At 64.8% G+C, this 15,867-nt stretch carries 16 protein-coding genes and 1 pseudogene; 5 read left to right on the top strand and 12 right to left on the bottom strand.

Going from position 1 to position 15,867, the window contains the following annotated elements:
• Positions 1–48: 48 nt before the first annotated feature.
• The 3 genes from OF850_RS05640 to OF850_RS05630 are packed head-to-tail and all read right to left on the bottom strand — an operon-like array spanning position 49 to position 4,321.
• The gene (locus tag OF850_RS05640) at positions 49–930 is read right to left on the bottom strand and encodes a hypothetical protein (RefSeq protein WP_301588947.1); all 882 of its coding nucleotides are present in this window, start codon (positions 928–930) and stop codon (positions 49–51) included.
• Positions 927–2,270 carry a glycosyltransferase gene (locus OF850_RS05635; RefSeq protein WP_301588946.1) on the bottom strand — a complete coding sequence of 448 codons (1,344 nt, stop codon included), beginning with the start codon at positions 2,268–2,270 and terminating at the stop codon, positions 927–929. Before OF850_RS05635 ends, OF850_RS05640 begins: the two co-directional genes overlap by 4 nt.
• Entirely contained in the window at positions 2,267–4,321 is a 2,055-nt protein-coding gene (locus OF850_RS05630) for a hypothetical protein (RefSeq protein ID WP_301588945.1), read from the bottom strand. The genes OF850_RS05635 and OF850_RS05630 overlap by 4 nt, the downstream gene beginning before the upstream one ends.
• 593 nt (positions 4,322–4,914) lie before the next feature.
• On the opposite strand from OF850_RS05630, the gene OF850_RS05625 reads away from it, so the two are divergent.
• Positions 4,915–6,102 carry a polysaccharide pyruvyl transferase family protein gene (locus tag OF850_RS05625; protein ID WP_301588944.1) on the top strand — a complete coding sequence of 396 codons (1,188 nt, stop codon included), beginning with the start codon at positions 4,915–4,917 and terminating at the stop codon, positions 6,100–6,102.
• A gap of 129 nt (positions 6,103–6,231) precedes the next feature.
• Here OF850_RS05625 and OF850_RS23635 read toward each other — a convergent pair.
• A pseudogene (locus OF850_RS23635) lies at positions 6,232–6,446 on the bottom strand (transposase); the annotation flags it as partial.
• A gap of 349 nt (positions 6,447–6,795) precedes the next feature.
• Between OF850_RS23635 and OF850_RS05620 the strand changes: the two are divergent.
• A protein-coding gene (locus OF850_RS05620; protein WP_408906461.1) for an IS630 family transposase occupies positions 6,796–7,859 on the top strand; the annotation gives its coding sequence in 2 pieces (ribosomal slippage) (positions 6,796–7,311 and positions 7,314–7,859; 1,062 coding nt in all).
• Entirely contained in the window at positions 7,811–8,155 is a 345-nt protein-coding gene (locus OF850_RS05615; RefSeq protein ID WP_301588943.1) for a PEP-CTERM sorting domain-containing protein, read from the top strand. Before OF850_RS05620 ends, OF850_RS05615 begins: the two co-directional genes overlap by 49 nt.
• A gap of 229 nt (positions 8,156–8,384) precedes the next feature.
• Here OF850_RS05615 and OF850_RS05610 read toward each other — a convergent pair whose 3' ends face one another.
• The 8 genes from OF850_RS05610 to OF850_RS05575 form a co-directional block, all read right to left on the bottom strand.
• A complete protein-coding gene (locus OF850_RS05610; protein WP_301588942.1) occupies positions 8,385–8,543 on the bottom strand; it encodes a hypothetical protein in 159 nt (52 codons plus the stop codon).
• Between the two features lie 22 nt (positions 8,544–8,565).
• Entirely contained in the window at positions 8,566–8,772 is a 207-nt protein-coding gene (locus OF850_RS05605; RefSeq protein WP_301588941.1) for a MerR family transcriptional regulator, read from the bottom strand.
• A gap of 100 nt (positions 8,773–8,872) precedes the next feature.
• Positions 8,873–9,433 (bottom strand): hypothetical protein, encoded by a 561-nt coding sequence (locus tag OF850_RS05600; protein ID WP_301588940.1) that lies wholly within the window; start codon positions 9,431–9,433, stop codon positions 8,873–8,875.
• 238 nt (positions 9,434–9,671) lie between these two features.
• Complete coding sequence (locus OF850_RS05595) at positions 9,672–10,481, bottom strand: hypothetical protein (protein WP_301588939.1); 810 nt, start codon at positions 10,479–10,481, stop codon at positions 9,672–9,674.
• 867 nt (positions 10,482–11,348) lie between these two features.
• On the bottom strand, positions 11,349–11,639 hold the full coding sequence (locus OF850_RS05590; protein ID WP_301588938.1) for a SemiSWEET family sugar transporter: 291 nt from the start codon (positions 11,637–11,639) through the stop codon (positions 11,349–11,351).
• Positions 11,640–11,672: 33 nt separating this feature from the next.
• Positions 11,673–12,512, bottom strand: a complete 840-nt coding sequence (locus OF850_RS05585) for a LysR family transcriptional regulator (RefSeq protein WP_301588937.1) — start codon at positions 12,510–12,512, stop codon at positions 11,673–11,675.
• 69 nt (positions 12,513–12,581) lie between these two features.
• Positions 12,582–13,316 (bottom strand): DUF2076 domain-containing protein, encoded by a 735-nt coding sequence (locus OF850_RS05580; protein ID WP_301588936.1) that lies wholly within the window; start codon positions 13,314–13,316, stop codon positions 12,582–12,584.
• Positions 13,317–13,423: 107 nt separating this feature from the next.
• A complete protein-coding gene (locus OF850_RS05575) occupies positions 13,424–13,837 on the bottom strand; it encodes a CoA-binding protein (RefSeq protein ID WP_301588935.1) in 414 nt (137 codons plus the stop codon).
• 113 nt (positions 13,838–13,950) lie between these two features.
• Here OF850_RS05575 and OF850_RS05570 point away from each other — a divergent pair, with 113 nt between their 5' ends.
• The gene (locus OF850_RS05570; protein WP_301588934.1) at positions 13,951–14,766 is read left to right on the top strand and encodes a S49 family peptidase; all 816 of its coding nucleotides are present in this window, start codon (positions 13,951–13,953) and stop codon (positions 14,764–14,766) included.
• A gap of 196 nt (positions 14,767–14,962) precedes the next feature.
• Positions 14,963–15,790, top strand: coding sequence for a vWA domain-containing protein (locus tag OF850_RS05565; RefSeq protein ID WP_301588933.1), 828 nt, complete (start codon positions 14,963–14,965; stop codon positions 15,788–15,790).
• Positions 15,791–15,867 lie beyond the last annotated feature (77 nt).

Below are 15,867 nucleotides of genomic sequence, written 5' to 3'. Positions count from 1 at the left end.
AAGCGCTATGAGGGCCGGGCGCTGCCCGCCGAGGACTGAGGGAAAGCCTCACGACGCCATCTCGTCGTCGCGAACCCCCAGGGCTGTGGCGGTTGGGCTCTCAGCACCGCTTCGCGTCGGGTAGAAGACCTGGAGGGAGCCGCCACCTGCCGCAACGGTCCTGCCGGACCCGAACTGCACCCACCGCCGCACTGCGACGAGGTTACGTCCGTCGGCTACGTACTCCACCGCGCCCGCCATCTCGGGATCCGTCGTCTGGTTCTCGGGACCGCAATTCGCGGCCTCGACGACGCGCAGCGTAGTCCGACGTTCCGCCGCCACCACGAACAGCCCGGCATTCGCCCAGGGCGCACCCTCCGCCATCACCTGGGACCGAAGGCTGCGTAGCGACTTGACCTCCAGCACGCCGACCCTGGCGCGCCCCAGCGTCACCGCCTCGAACAGCTCGCGCGCCGCATCCTCGGCGCTGCGGAGCTTCGGGTCGTGGGGCAGGTTCGCGACGCCGAAGGCGTCCAGCGTCTCGATCAGTTCGGACTGCGTCGCCTCGAGGCAGCAGCGGGCCTCCAGCCAGGCGCGCTGGGGCGCGTCAGGAAGCACGCCGGCGACGAAACTCTCGGCCGCCAGCGGCGCAGACCGATTCGTCACCAAGGCGCCCTGCTGCAGCAGATGCGCCTCGCACCCCTCAAGCGTCACGGTGACGCGAAGCGTGTCGGCGGGGCGGGGCAGGGTGATGCCGAACCGAAAGCCCAGGCACCCGTCGCCCAGACCGGCATCCTTCAGGTCCTGGCGGAAGGTCCCGACCTTTCCCGCGCCCACACAACTTCCATCCAGGAAGGCCAGCACGGGCGTGTCCCGGAGGTCCGCCGTCTTGCAGTGTATCCAGCCCGAAACCTCGTTCGGTTGGACTTCTTCAATCGCACCGATGATCATTCACCGACTTCCCCGACATTGATGAGTTGGCGCTTTCTCTTGCCAGCCCGCTTCCGCCCCGTCGGCGTTTCCGCCGCCAGGGTTGCGACGGGCTGCGAAATGCGTTCCGCATAGAATTCGACGTAATGCTCGGCCATCTCCCGAGCAGTGAACGGGCGGGGCAGCCCTTCCAGCAGGCGCTGGTGCCGGGCGGCGTCCGAGGCCGTGCGCAGCGCACGCACGAGGTCGGCCGGATCGTTGGGCCGGAAATGCAGGCCGGAGACACCGTCCTTCACCTTCTCGGCCATCCCGCCAATGCCTGGCGACAGGACCGGGCGGCCGCTCTCATAGGCCTCCTGGATTACGACCGGCGAGTTCTCCCACCAGGTGCTGAGCATGAGCACGTAGTCGCAGCCCCGCATCAGGCGGCCGACGGACTGGTTCGTATAGGGGCCACGATAGGCGAGAAACGGATACTCCTGCTGCGCCCGCTCGAGGCGCACACGGAATTCCTCAGAGCCGACCACGTTGCCGTTGATCTCGAGCTGAAGCGTCTCTGCCAGCTCCTTGTCCTTGGCGATCAGTTCACACGCGCGCAGAAGAACGTCCACGCCCTTGAACAGGTTGATCTGGCCAAAATACCCGAAGGTCCAGGGCGAGCCGGGCTTGTGGGTTTCGCCTGGGCGCTGCGTGCCGTCGAAGCCGAGCAGCCCGTTCTCAACCACGCGCATGCGCGTACCGTCCAGCCCCCAAGCAATGAAGCGGTCGGCCAGGAACTGGCTCGGCGAGATCCATCCCGCGAGCTGGGACAGGTGGCGCTGGAAGCGCTCGCGCCGTACCGCGAACTGCATACGGAGCACCTCTGGGAAGCATTCGCCGCAGGCCATCACTGAGTCGCGCTCGCACAGCACGCGGGCGGGGCGCGTCACCATCTGGCCGTGGTGGTGGCAGATGGCTAGGAACTCGTGCAGCGTCAGGAAGGTGGGCAGGCCGAGCTCGGTCACGGTCATGTCCAGCGCATCGAGCCCTATGAAGAACCAATGATGGAAGTTCACCAGTCGGACATCCTGGGCCCGCAGGATGTCGCGCAACGCCTCCGTCACCTCGGGCATGGCCGCATGATACAAGTGGTCGTAGGTCGCGCCGTCGTGGAACACGATGAACTCGCGGTCGGACTCGAGGTGGAGCCGGGCGCGGTTCGCGTTCTCGCATGCCGCGATGAAGATCGCGTCCACGCCGAGACCGAGCAGGCCCTGGTACAGCGTGTAGGCCGAGATCTCCGCCCCACCCTTCGACACCGAAGGATGCTGGTGGGAGACGATGGCAACACGGCCAGGGGGGAGGTTGCGGATCGCGCTCATAGGCTCACTTCCTGGCGCGCCAGCGCCTTGTTCACGGCCTGCGTCGTCGGGTCGGGTGGGCTGCCCCAGCTTCGGGACAGACGGCCCTTCCGGGTTTCGAGCGGTAAGGGCAGGCGCAGCATGCCGCTAGCACTCCCGCGCAGCCGCACGGGCAGCGCGTCCAGCGCCGCCTGGACCTCGGCGCAGTCAGCGACGAAGGCCTCGCACGACGAGTCACCCGCGGAGGAGCCGACCTCGCTGCCCGAGACGATCGGCAGTGCGAAGCCAGGCACCGGCCCGGGTGTGCGGAGGGCTCGCCCGATCTCGGCCATCGCGGCGGGGTCTGCATGCAGCCCTGGCGCCAGGAAGGCGAACCGCTCCGCGCCCAGCTGTTCCAGCACCTCCGGCAGCACGTAAGGGGAGTTCTCGGGCTGTAGCAGGAAGAACAGGCTGCATGGCGCGTCGCGCCGCCGTTCCATCGCACTAAAGAGCGATATAACCAGCGGCCGGTTCGCGCCCGGCACCGCCAGCACTGCGACGCCCGGCAGCTGATCGCGGCGCAGCATGGCCGTCAGCTCGCTGAAGGCGAGGTGGATCTCGCTGGCATCGTCGGGCAGCGCCACGATCAGCGCGCGCGGAGAGGGCGCCACGCGCACCGGCGTAAGGTCGCGAAGACCGGGACGGAGCTCCGCCGCCAGTGCGGCGGCCAGAGCCGGAAAGAAGGGCTCGCTGGACGGATCGGGGTAGAGGGACAGGATCTCCTGCAACCCCGCGGAATAGCCCAGCACCCGCAGCGCGCGTGCATCGATCTCATGGTTGGTGGAGACCCCGTCGGCGAAGACGTGCTTGATGATGGGGCGCACCATGTCGTCCGGATGTATGTCTCCGGGAAAGGCGGCGACGAAGCCCGCCTGGGCCGCGAGGGAGGCGCCACCGGGAAGCACGCCGGCCAAGTCGGCCCGCGAGCGGTTGAAGCTCGTTGCCGGGTCGGCGTGCAAGACCTTATCACCCAGGCGAAGCATCGCAGCTTCGGGGCGGCGCACCGGCGACAGCACCCAGCCCTCCACGAACGCGCCGAAGCCCGGCAGCACCAGGATGCGGTCCACCCCCTGCTCGATGGTCACGCCGAGCGCGCCCGCATTGCCCGTAGCCCAAGAGGAGGTGAGGCCCAGCAGGCGCCGCAGTTCACCGACTAGCGGGCCGGTCAGCTCCGCACGAAGCTCGTCGAAGCGGGCGGCCCACTCGGCGGTGCTCAGGTGCACGAGCGGCGCGTTGCTACGCAGATGAAGGGAAGCCCCCTCGCCGAAATGCAGCATGGCGACGTCGTGTGGGTCGCGCGACCGCCAGTCAGTCATCATCACGCCCATTACGCCCTGCGCCCCCTCGGGCAGGTCGCCGCGCGGGAAGCACGCATAGGCCATGGCCGCCGGGTACTTGACGCGGTCGACGATGACGCCCGAAAGGGCGAATTCCTCGGAGTCGTGCATCCAGCCGATGAACCAGACCAGGCCGGAAGTCTCGGTTGCGACCGCTTCGATGAAGCCCGACACGCGGTCACGCACGCCAGGTAGCGGCCGTGCCGCCATGGGCACCGCGGCGCGGCGCAGCTCGGTCAGGGCGGCCGGGAGGTCGCGCGCGAGAAGCCGGCTGAGCGGCATGGGCAGGCCGGTCGGGTCCGCCGCGCTGTTCAGGAACTCGCTGACCGTTGGCATCGGGTTCACCGCGCGCAGCTCCCCGGAAGTCCCGGCGACGCGCACGGAGAGCGGAGCGCTCGGCCGTGCGCGGGCGAAAGCCAGCAGCGATTGGATCTCCTGCACGCCGAAATGGAAGCCCGGCGCGGCGGAGGGTGCGGTCGGCAGCGCGATGTCGGGTCGTGGCAGGCTCGTCGTGACACGGGCCACCCGCTCCTTGCCAACGTGAAGCGCGACAGTGACGGGCGTGCCGGGTGAGCCGAGGTTCACGACCCAGCCGCTGATCCCGGTGCGGGCGTCCACGACGTCGAGATGCCCCCTTAGGGCGTTCGGCGAAGCCGTCGAAAGATCCGCATCCAGAATGTTGCTTTCGACGCTCATCGCCAACCTCATGCTGGCGATTGGTTATGAGACGGCCCTTCTGAGGTCAACAATTGTTGAGTGTTCTTGGCACGACCTAGTGTTCATACTTATTCATCATTGTGTATTTTATTTTTGCGAATTTTCTTGAAGCGACCATTGTTTGCGAGCCCTGCTCGTCGGATGACCCAAGCGCACGGTTTGATGCACAAGGTGAACCGCCGGCTAACGGAACGTCGGGCCGCCGGGCAAGGCTTCCCGGGGATCGCCGCGCTCTGTTGCGACCACTCGCGGTTCAGGTGAACGTGGCAGCGATACGTCGGCATGCACGGGTCCCAAGGATCGAACGAATGTGATTCAAGGACTGCCGCAAACTCGTGGCGCAACGTACAGGGCCCGAGAACCCAATATGCGATTCCATGACACAGCTGGCACCGACAGTAGGTCGCCTTGCCACGCAGCAGATAAACCGCCATTCTAGCATTGAATCAGACTTAACGCATTGTTGTTGTTGGCTTTACTAGGTTCCCGCGCTGTAGTGCCAAGTTCGGGCCACAGCAACCACGCTCTGTTAAGCCTCCAGTATAGATGCTCAAATTCAGAGTGGAGACCGCATGTCCGCCGCCGACGCAACCGTGACGAACCCGCCTGACGTCAAGACCACGAGCCTTCCGAGAATTCTTGTCCTTTCGCCAGCCGGACAGGTCTACCAAAAAGATTGCGTGCGGTGGTACGAGCAGCCTCGCGAGCAGGTCATCTCGAACTACTTCAACATCGGCGACATGGTCGTGTACGATTCTACGCTGAAGATGCTTGACTTCGCCGAGGTTCGCGGAGTCGTCATCGACAAGATCGTCGAGAAGGAAATCGAAGCCTACAACAACGGCTATGATTATTTCATTATCAGGGCCTCGAACTTCATCCACAATGACATGGACTGGCTCGAGGCCATCTCGGTCCTTGAGCGCGTCCCGCTGCCCATCTACGCGATCGGGGTTGGAGCGCAGTCCAGTGGAAAGGGCACCTACAAGCTCACCGGAAAGAATCTCCGCTTTTGGAAGATGGTTTCCGAGCGCAGCAACGTCATCGGCGTGCGGGGCACGTACACCGCGGATGTCCTTTCAGCGAGCGGGATCAAGAACGTCGAAGTGGTTGGCTGCCCCTCGATGTTTCGCAGTCGGCGCCGCGACCTAAATCTCAAGGCGCCGACTGGCGATCTGCGGCGCGTTGCCTTCTCGATCCGGCGTGAGGCTGATGGCACCTACGCGGCCGACGTGGCTCGCTATCGGGCCATCCAGCGGGACTTCCTTCTCAATGTCGCCGCCCATTTCGACACCACGGTGACGATCCACGGAGAACCCGAGGAAAAGGCCTTTTTTTTCCAAGATGAGCAGGGCATGAACAATGCCCGCCAAGTCTTTAGGCACGAGGGCTGGTTCTCTCCCGAAACGGAAGAACAAATGGAACGGCTCTACCAGGAGCATTTATTCTTCTTCCTGAAAGTCGAGGAATATGACCAGTTCATCAGGACGCAGGATTTCGCCTTGGGCTACCGCGTGCACGGGGTGCTGCCCGCTTTGTCAAATGGGGTCCCAGGAGTGCTCGTCCGCTATGACAGCCGCAGCGGCGAGTTGGCCGACACCCACGCGATCCCATCCATTGAGCTGAAATCTACCGACCGCGTGGATATCCATGACCTGATCCGGAACGTGGATTTCTCGGAGTTCAATCGGATCCACCGGCTGCGGTACGACAAGATGCGCTTCGTTCTTGACTACAACAACATGAAGCACCGGCTCTGACTTAGGCGGCGGGCGATGCTGGACGTCGCCCGACGCGGCCATCTGGTTCCGTGGGCCGGGAAGGAGAGGCGGTGAGGCCGCACTGCTACCCGCCTGGACTTTGCGCTACCTCCTCGCACTTGCGGCGGTCCGCTTCAGCCACGCATTCTCGCGCTCCAGATCCTTCAGTCGACGTACCTGGTCGACCTTCAGGCCACCGTATTCGGACCGCCAGCGATAGAAGCTCGCCTCCGACACACCGAGTCCGCGGCAGATATCCCCACCGTCCGACCTTGCGCCAACATCACCTCGGCCTGCCGCAACAGCCCAATGATCTGCTCCGCCGTGTGACGCCTCTTCGACATCCTGGCCTCCTTTCAAAGAGGCCAACTCTCTCATCACGGCCGGATTCCGGTCGGGGGAGAAGGTCAGGCAGCTCGACGACGACGGCAAAATTCTCATGGGGCTTCCTGAGGTCTTGGCGGAATTCGAGGGGCAGGCTCTCGCCGCTTATCGCTTCCTGACTACTCCGCTGGAGCCGCTCAACGGCAAGGCGCCTTGAATAGTGCTTCGGGACGGGCAGCGACTAGGGTGTAGACCAGTCACACCCAGTAGGTGATGGCTGATGCCAAGTCCTGACGGGTGCGACTCACGGAGGGTCTTCCCCGACGCGGTGCGGATCTGATTCAACGGGGCGAACATCGGAGCTTCGCCATGGGCCAGCCGCCTCCCCTCCGCCGCGACCATGACCCGGCGTCCCTGCGCGCCGGGGCTCGCCGCTCCAAGGACGGAGCGCAGGCCCGGCGTCTGCTGGCCCTGGCGGCGGTCTACGAGGGTGCGTCGCGCAGCATGGCGGCGCGGATCGGTGGGGTGACGCTTCAGATCGTCCGCGACTGGGTGGTCCGGTTCAACGCCCTGGGCCCGGAGGGGCTAATCGACCGCAAGCCACCGGGCTCGCCGCCACGGCTGACCGACGCTCACCGTGCGGCGCTGGCCGCGACGATCGAGGCAGGCCCGATCCCAGCCATCCATGGTGTGGAGCGGTGGCGGCTGCTCGATCTCGGCCAATGGCTGCGCCAGGAGTTCGGCGTGTCGGTCTCCAAGCAGACGCTGAGCCGGGAACTTCGCGCCATGGGCTACCGCAAGCTCTCGGCGCGACCGAGACATCATGCCCAGGCGGAGGGCGCCATCGATCTTTTTAAAAGACCTTCTCCGCCAGCCTGGAGGAGGTCGCGCGTGACCAGGGCATCGAGCCCGCGGCCGTAGAGATCTGGTTCGCCGACGAGGCTCGCGTGGGCCAGAAGAACAGGATCACCCGGCGCTGGGCGCCGCGAGGCAGCCGTCCCGCCGCGCCGCAGGACCAGAGGACAGCATCCACCTACATCTTCGGCGCAGTCTGTCCCGGTGAGGGCAAGGGAGCAGCGCTCGTGCTGCCCTTCTGCAACAGCGTGGCCATGAGCGTGCACCTGGCCGAGATCAGCCATATGATCGCACCCGGCAAGCACGCCGTGCTGCTGCTCGATCAGGCGGGCTGGCATCTGTCGGATCGGGTCCGGGTGCCGGCCAACATCAGCCTGCTGCCGCTGCCGCCGAAATGTCCCGAGCTGAACGTCATGGAGAACGTCTGGCAGTTCATGCGCGACAACTGGCTGTCCAACCGCATCTTCGCCGCCCACGACGACATCGTCGATCACTGCTGCCACGCCTGGAACAAGCTCGTCGCCCAGCCTTGGCGCATCATGTCTATCGGCCTTCGCGACTGGGCCCATGGGTTCTGATCAACAGGACTTGGTATAAGCCGGCCTTCTTCGCCGATGGCTTCCCGGGCATCGGCAATGCGGGCTTCGCCTTCGCGCTCGACACGAACAGCGTCGCCGACGCCACGCCCTTCTTCGCGGACGGCACCAACCGTCTCGGCCTGTTCGCCCGCGTGAGCGGTGCCGATGGCGGCCCGGAAACCTTTTACGCCCTGTCCGTGGGCCAGCCCCCGGCGCCGGTGCCCGCCCCCGCCGGTCTCGCATTGCTGTGCGTCGGCCTGCTCGGTCTTGGCCTGGTGCGTCGCAAGACCGTATAAAGCCTTCCCCCCCCGAGGCTTCAGGCACCGCGCTCCGGCCTTCCCCCCGAAAGGCCGGAGCGCTTCTCTTTCATGACGGGCACTCCTTCTGCGCGATCGGCAGGGGCCTGCTCCGTCGGATCGCCGCGTGTTCCCTGCGCGGGGCAGAGAAACAAATCTCGCCCCTGGGCCCGCACCCGACGCCGCGTCGCGCCCCTGAAACATCGCGCGTGACGTTCGGACCCGCCCGCTAGATGAGAAGATGAGGCTCCACGCCTTCAAAGCGAGGCGCTTGGGGTCGATCCTCGTCCGTTGTCTCGATGAGGTCGCGCAACGCCGCCACCAGGGCCTTCAGCGCCTCGCCGTTGCCCGCGAGCCGCTCCACTTCCGCCGCCGCGCGCTGCCGCATCTCCTCGGGCGTCGCGCCACCGTCAGAGGCTGAGCAGCGCCTGCACTTCCGGGAGCGGCAGTGCGAGTTCGCGCGCGTGCCGGATGAAGCGCAGCCGCGCGACCGTCTGCTCGGTGTAGAGGCGGTAGTTGTTGGCGTGCCGCCCTGGCCGCAACAAGCCGATCAGCCCGTAGTGCCGGATCATCTTGGCGTTCACCCCGCTGCGCCGGGCGGCTTCACCGATCCTCATGGTGGCTGGATCCTTCATCCACTGGCTGCTCAGCTGCCGCAATTTTTGTGCCAGGGTGAAGGTTTAAACAAATAGACAGGGCTTCAAGACGCGCATTTGTTTAATTAGGATCATATTCATAATCACTGAATATTTGCTGAACCCGATCTTCTGAAAATTTACTACCCTTGCAAAATACTGAGAGTTCGCCAAAACGAGCGACTTCCTGTGCTACCTCATGCACTATCTGATACTGAGACCTGCCTCGGAAATCGTGAATCGCAATGAATGAATCTTGCTTGGAGTTGAGGAGTGACTGCATAAAACACGCGACACGAAACCTTCCATCGATTAAGTAAAGATTCGCATTCCTCGAATAAGGAATTGCCCAAACCTCCAAGTAATAATTAGACCATTTCTCTTTCTCATATGGCCTTATTGGCGTCCCCCAATCTCCCGTTGGCCCGATATCTACATGATGTAAGGTCGGCAGGATTGGCGTCTTGTCTTCCATGCACGAATGAAGGACCTTATCTAACCACTCACGAGAAGAGTCAACCGAAACTACAGAGCTTTTCACAATTGAGGCGGCCAGATGGGTGCTCCCCCCCGAGCCAAATTCGACATAGCTCTCTGCGCAATTGAGAAAACTTTTGAATAGACAGATCTCCCCATCGCTCATCCATATTTTCAATTATCCTCTCCCATTCTGCGAGAACACATATATTTTACGCTGCAATTTCGTGGCATCTCGTAGATGCCTTAAAAGCGGGATGCCGCTCAGGCACTGCTTTCTGCGGCCCTTCATGACCGCACAGCCCCGCAAGGCGATACCGCACGGTAAGTGCCTGGCTCCGGTGAAGCTTCTGCTACCATGTGCTGGCCGACTTGGACTCCCGCTGCGATAGATTCGCAGCCGTTCATTCTCTCGACCTCTCACAGGCAACTGCCATTTCTCGAAAACCAAACATCTCCATGGCAAGGTTTATGTCTTTTACGGGGTGGACAAACTCCGAATCTAGTTTCTGCGGATCGCTAATCTTATCAGCACGGAAATTTCGATCGTTTGTCATCCCTGGCCATTTACTCTCGAAATCACAAATTTTGAAACCTGCGAGGGCGGCAATAGTAGGCATCGTAACTTCATAATGGCCACGCCACCCAAGCGCGAGGGCATCCCGATAGCTCTCAATAAACGAGCGGCTGCAGAAGCAGAGGGGCAAAAAAGCCTTCCAGATATCGGCCGGGCGGAGTGCCGTACCAATTGACTCCGGCACACTGAGAGTATTCCACCAAAAGAAACCTGGATACCGCTGCTTGTCTACTAGTCGTGCCCCGACGAAGTCGTAAGTGATAAATCGATTAATCGTTCGAAAGATTGTATCCCGTACGGGGGAAACGCAAAGCACGTCAAACTCCATCCTCAAGTAATAATCAAATTCTGACAGGAGTTCCGCCGAGCGGATCATTTTGAGGTCTGGATTTCCAGGTATGATTTGCGAAGTTCCGCGCTTCAAGGAACTCTGTCTAAGAAAAATTTCTTCGTCATTTAAGACGATTATGTTACTCCTGACCATAAACTCTGCTTTCGGAGCATGATAAATTAAAAATACCGCAATCTCCGGCGAAAGCGCTTCCGTCAAAGTTCTGAATTGGTAAAAAACTAAAGGATCAGTCTTATGGGCGTCCAGCAGAAGAGCAACTCTAGGCTGCGACTGGAAATCCTCCATTCGGTGCATACTCCTAATGTTGCCTCAGGGACAGCCCTTGGACCCGAGGTGAAATGTAAAACTGGCGAATTATAGCGATTGCACATCAAAAGCCACACCTGACTCGCCTCGCCTGTTAGAGGCTGATGCGAGACGCTTTACTGATTGTGCTCGGCACTGATTCGAGACCACCTTCGGCACAAGGGGCGCTCAAGGATGGCTCATTGCGGATCTGACAAGGCAGCCTTACTGCCAACTGGCGGCAGCACGAATCGCAGGTTGGACATAGCCGGCCCGATTGACTGTGTATGCAGGAGGACCTCCTGACCCACCAGGGTCGCCCCAATGGCCGCCCGGACTGTCCGCCGCTGCGCTGTTCCGCACGCTGCTGCTTGTGCAGCATACCAGCTCTCCGATCCTGACCTTGAGAAAGCGCTGGCGGCCCCCTATCCATCCGCCATTCCCGCGAGTTTATGCTCAGCGACGACACGTCGGACGAGATCACGCCCCGGCTGGCACTGCGGCAGCCTTTATAAACGCCGCGATCGTACCGATGCGAAGTCAAGTCGAGCACGTACTCGACATGCTGAAGAGCAGCTATAGCTGGCAGCGGATCCGACGCCACAGCTTGGCCTGCAATGGCGCCGATCTTCACCCACTTGCCACAGTGATGGTCGATCCCAGATGGCCCCGTAAACTGTCAAACTCCGACGCCACAGCTACCCACCCCAGAGGGGTCACTCTAGGCTCCTTATACAGCCATGCTGCACACGAAGCAGACTGGGCGGGTCGCTTTATGTGCTGGACCTATGCACGCGTGAATCTGTTCCAAAAGAATGGCTCACAGTGCTGGCGAAGGCAAAGTGCCGTGTGGCGTAACCCCACCTCTCACCCGCCTAAGCTCTGCGCCACCTCCTCGCGCTTGCGGCGGGGCAGCAGCTTCATGGCCAGGATGAAGGCCGAGAGCAGCAGGCAGACCCCGTTGGCCGCGATCAGCGGCAGCGCGCCCAGCATGATCCCGTAGGTGAGCCACAGGCTGAACCCCGTGACGGTCAGCACGTACATGCGGGTCGAGATGGCATCCGTGTCGCGGGTGCGGATCACCTTCCAGGCCTGTGGCACGAAGGAGGAGATAGAGCAGAGGGTGGCCAAGCCACCGACGATGTCCGCAAGCGCCATGCGGGGCTGAATGCCGCCAGGAGCCCTCCCGTTTCAGCCGGCGCGGAGTTCCTCGATCAAAGGCTCCACCAGGGGCGAGCGGTTGCCGGCGTCGCCGAACAGGCACATCTCCGCCGTGCCCAGCGCCGGCAGGCCCGGCCGCTCCACCAGCCCGTCCAGGATGCCGGTGCGGCCCAGCACCGTCAGCGCGAACCCCGCCTGCGCCGCCGCCGCCACGCCCATCAGCGAAGGGGAGGTGTAGACCACCTCGAAGGCGATGCCGGCACGGGCCAGGGCGGTCAGGGCGCGGTCGCGGAACATGCAGCCCTGCGGCAGCATCGCCAGCGGCAAGGGACGCCCCTCCGGCGGGACGAAATCCGGCGCCGCCACCCAGATCACCGCATCGGTGAAGAGGAGCCGACCTTCCGTTTCCCCGTCGCGGCGCTTGCCGAGAACGAGGTCCAGCTCCTCCCGCGCCAGCTGCGCGCGCAGCTCGTGGGAGCGGCCGACCTCCACCTCGATGCGAAGCTCGGGCCAGGTGCGGGCATAGCGCGCCAGGGTGGGGGTGAGGTGGCGCGGCACGAAGTGGTCGGCGACGCCGAGGCGCAGCTTCCCCTCCACGGGTGGGGCCACGAAGCGGCGCACCGCCTCCTCGTTCAGCGCCAGCATGCGGCGGCTATAGGCCAACAGCGTTTCGCCCTCGCGCGTGAGGGACACACGCTTGGGGCCGCGCACCAGCACCGGGCGGCCCAGGATCTCCTCCAGCCGCTTCACCTTGAGCGACACGGCCGACTGGGTGAGGCCGAGCGCCTGCCCCGCCGCGGTGAAGCCGCCGCGCTCGGCGACCGTCACGAAGCCGCGCAGCAGGTCGAGGTCGAGGTCCGGAAGGCGCATGGGCGCTTCATCGCGCCGCAAAGGGGGCGGCGCAAGCGGCGGGGGATCGCGCCCCCGCCGCGCACGGCGTCAGATCTCGTCGCCGAAATCGCCGTCGTCGTAGCCGCCGGCGGCATCGTCATACCCGCCCGAGGCATCGTCGTAGCCGGCCGGCGTCGCGTCATAGCCGCCCGCCGTGGCGTCGTTGTCGCCAGAGGCCGAGCCGGGGTCGGTCCAGGGGGAGGAGGTGGGCACCGCCTCCGTCCCGAAGCCGCCCCCCGTGGTCGCGGCTGCGGCGGCGCCGCCGCCACCGAAGGCGCCCATCAGCATGTTGCCCAGCACCATGCCGCCGGCGACGCCCGCCGCCGTCATCATCGCGGTGCCGAGGAAGCCGGGACCCTGCCGGCCCATCATCGCCGGGTTCACGTTGCCCGGCGCCTGGACGGGCTGCGGGCGGGGTGGCATCGGCGCGGGGCGCGAGCCGCCGAGGCCGAAGAAGCCGCGATTGCTGGCGGCCTGGGTCTGGCGCTGGGCGCCCTCAAGCTCCCACTCCAACTCCTGGATGCGATTCTGCGCCTGGACCAGCGCGTGCTCCTGCACGAAGGCGGTCTGGGTCAGGCGGTAGCGCGCCTCCGGGTGGCGGCTGAACAGCTCGCCGATCAGCCGGTCCGCCTCCGGGTCCACCGGGGGCAGGTTGGGCGCCGCACCCTGGCCGGTGCTGGGCACGCGGCCAGAATTCCACGGTCCGCCGGATGGCGCGGTGGGCGCCGCCCCCGCGACGCGCTGCACGTATTCCGTGATGATCCGGCGTTCTTCCTCGGTCATGTGTCCTTCCCTCCTGAGGGGGGCGATTTCGCTGGGCCCCGGACGGCGGCGGAAATGGCCCGACCCTGCCCGGATTTCAAGGATCTGGTCGGACGGTTACGCGCGCGTCACGCGATGCGCGAAGGCAGGCCCAGGCGCCCCCATTCGATCGCCGGACAGCGGTCCATCACGACCTCCAGCCCGGCGGCGCGGGCGCGGGCGGCGGCATCCTCGTCCACGACGCCCAGCTGCATCCAGACCGATTTGGCGCCCAGCCGGACCGCCTCGTCGGCCACCGCGCCCGCATCGGAGGAACGACGGAACACGTCCACCATGTCGAGCGGCCCCGCTTCCTCCAGCGACCCGACCACGCGGCAGCCGTGGATCTCCTGCCCGGCAAGCCCGGGATTGACCGGCGTCACCTCGTAGCCACGGTTGAGAAGGAAGCGCATCACCCCGAAGGATGGGCGATCCGGCTTGTTGGACGCGCCGACCACGGCGATGCGGCGGGTCTGGCGGAGCAGGCTTGCGATGTCGGTCATGGGCACAATCCGGGCATGGGTGGGACGGGGCATCAAGCCCGGCGGGACCTGCCCTGAACGCCGCGTTCCCTGCCCGTGGTTGCGATCCGCCGGGGGATCGGCATCTCTGGGCCATGCGCATCCCCTTCCTGTCCCCCCGCCCTCCCACCGTCGCCGTCGTGCGGCTGGAGGGGCCGATCTCCGCCCGCGCCGGCTTCCTGGGCGGGCTGAACCTCGCTGGGCTGGCCCCGGTGCTGGAGCGGGCCTTCAGCCTGAAGGGTGCCTCGGCGGTGTTCCTGGCGGTCAACTCGCCCGGAGGGTCGCCCGTGCAATCCGCGCTGATCGCGCGGCGGATCCGGCAATTGGCGGCGGAGAAGAAGCTGCCCGTCGTCGCGGTGTGCGAGGATGCGGCGGCCTCGGGCGGCTACTGGATCGCCTGCGCGGCGGACGAGATTGTCGCCGACGCGGCCAGCATCATCGGCTCCATCGGTGTCATCTCCGCCGGCTTCGGCTTCCAGGAAGCGATGGCGCGGCTCGGGGTGGAACGGCGGCTCCGCACCGCCGGGTCGGAAAAGGCCACCGCCGATCCCTTCCTGCCCGAGCGCGAAACCGACCGCGCCCGGCTGGAGGAATTGCTGCAAGACCTGCACGAGGAATTCAAATCCTGGGTGCGGGAGCGACGCGGCGGGCGGCTGAAGGCGGCGGAAACGGAACTGTTCACCGGGCGGTTCTGGGCCGGGCGGCGCGGCCTCGACCTCGGGCTGTGCGACAGGCTGGGCGATTTGCGGTCGGAAGCGGAGCGGCGCTTCGGGCCGAAAGTGAAGCTGGTGCGGGTTGGCGGGAAGCGGCGGCGCTTTCCCTTTTCTCTGCTGCCGTCGGGGCAGGCCCTCGCGGAGGGCGCGCTGGCTGCGGCGAAGGAACGGGCGGCCTGGGCGCGGCTGGGACTTTAGGGTCGAGCCGTGACAGCGGTTCGGGTGGCGAGGCCAAGCACCTGCTCCATCGGCAAAGATGAACGTTCCGTCATCGAACAAATCTTTACACAGTGAGGCAACCTTAGCCGCAAGTGCCTGAATCCAAACATTGGCCCGCTTCTTGCTCGGCGAGGCTGCAGCCATCGTGTTGCAGATACTTCAAGAGGAGGGACCAATGCGAAAGATCCTTGCGGCGCCCATTGCGGCGATCGCGTGTCTGCTTGCCAGCGTGTCCAACGCCGCGCCGATCCGCACGGACATCGTCTTCGTGGTGGATGAGTCCGGCAGCATGGGCAACGTCCAGGCCAATCTGCGCAACAACATCGGCGCCTTCGCCAGCATCCTGTCGGCGGGCGGCGTGGATGCGACCTACGCGCTGGTCGGCTACGGCGATGCCAACGTCGTGCCCCGGCTGATCACGAACTTCACCAATCCGACCAACTTCGCCACGGCCGCGCAGGGCCTGCGCGTCAACGGCGGCACCGAGCCCGGCTACTCGGCCATCGCCTTCGCGCTGAACGGCCTGGACAACCAGGCCTCCACCCTGAACTTCCGCACGAACTCGCTGACCAACATCATCCTGGTCACGGATGAGCCGAGCAACGGCGACTTCTGCACCGTCTCCCAGCCGCTCTGCGTCAATGCCGCCTCGGTGACGGCCGCCGTGGCCGACAGCCTGCTGAAGAACCGTCAGGCGCTGCTGAACTCCGTGCTGTCGGGCACCAGCACCATCGCCTCCTTCGGCAACCTGACCACCAGCAATGGCGGGCAGGTGTTCAATCTGAGCCAGCTTGGTTCCAGCAACCCGCAGGAGGTGCAGCAATTCGTCAGCACCTTCGCCACGGCCAAGCTGCAGGAGATCGTGGATACCTGCCAGAACAACCCGAACCTGCCGGGCTGCAACCCCGGCGGCAATCCGACCCCGGTTCCGGCTCCCGGCGGCCTGCTGCTGCTGGTTGGTGGCCTCGCCGGCCTGGGCGCCGCCCGCCGCTTCGCGGCCTGAAAAGGGCCGATGCCTTCCGTGGCGGGCCGGCACGTCCGGCCCGCTACTTTCGATCGAAACGCAGCTTGACGCGCCAG

It is taken from the genome of Sabulicella glaciei (assembly GCF_026183895.1).
GTDB classification, from domain to species: Bacteria; Pseudomonadota; Alphaproteobacteria; order Acetobacterales; family Acetobacteraceae; genus Roseococcus; species Roseococcus glaciei.
The sequence above is the reverse complement of the archived record's forward strand: the minus strand, read 5'-3'. Positions and strand labels throughout refer to the sequence as shown.

Coding starts and splice junctions, on each gene's coding strand:
- OF850_RS05590 (WP_301588938.1), bottom strand. CDS start 11,639: ATGGCGCTTGCGGACATCGTCGGTGGCTTGGCCACCCTCTGCTCTATC.
- OF850_RS05610 (WP_301588942.1), bottom strand. CDS start 8,543: ATGCGGCAGCGCGCGGCGGCGGAAGTGGAGCGGCTCGCGGGCAACGGC.
- OF850_RS05585 (WP_301588937.1), bottom strand. CDS start 12,512: ATGCGCCTTCCGGACCTCGACCTCGACCTGCTGCGCGGCTTCGTGACG.
- OF850_RS05605 (WP_301588941.1), bottom strand. CDS start 8,772: ATGAGGATCGGTGAAGCCGCCCGGCGCAGCGGGGTGAACGCCAAGATG.
- OF850_RS05640 (WP_301588947.1), bottom strand. CDS start 930: ATGATCATCGGTGCGATTGAAGAAGTCCAACCGAACGAGGTTTCGGGC.
- OF850_RS05630 (WP_301588945.1), bottom strand. CDS start 4,321: ATGAGCGTCGAAAGCAACATTCTGGATGCGGATCTTTCGACGGCTTCG.
- OF850_RS05595 (WP_301588939.1), bottom strand. CDS start 10,481: ATGGAGGATTTCCAGTCGCAGCCTAGAGTTGCTCTTCTGCTGGACGCC.
- OF850_RS05580 (WP_301588936.1), bottom strand. CDS start 13,316: ATGACCGAGGAAGAACGCCGGATCATCACGGAATACGTGCAGCGCGTC.
- OF850_RS05625 (WP_301588944.1), top strand. CDS start 4,915: ATGTCCGCCGCCGACGCAACCGTGACGAACCCGCCTGACGTCAAGACC.
- OF850_RS05575 (WP_301588935.1), bottom strand. CDS start 13,837: ATGACCGACATCGCAAGCCTGCTCCGCCAGACCCGCCGCATCGCCGTG.
- OF850_RS05565 (WP_301588933.1), top strand. CDS start 14,963: ATGCGAAAGATCCTTGCGGCGCCCATTGCGGCGATCGCGTGTCTGCTT.
- OF850_RS05635 (WP_301588946.1), bottom strand. CDS start 2,270: ATGAGCGCGATCCGCAACCTCCCCCCTGGCCGTGTTGCCATCGTCTCC.
- OF850_RS05570 (WP_301588934.1), top strand. CDS start 13,951: ATGCGCATCCCCTTCCTGTCCCCCCGCCCTCCCACCGTCGCCGTCGTG.
- OF850_RS05600 (WP_301588940.1), bottom strand. CDS start 9,433: ATGAGCGATGGGGAGATCTGTCTATTCAAAAGTTTTCTCAATTGCGCA.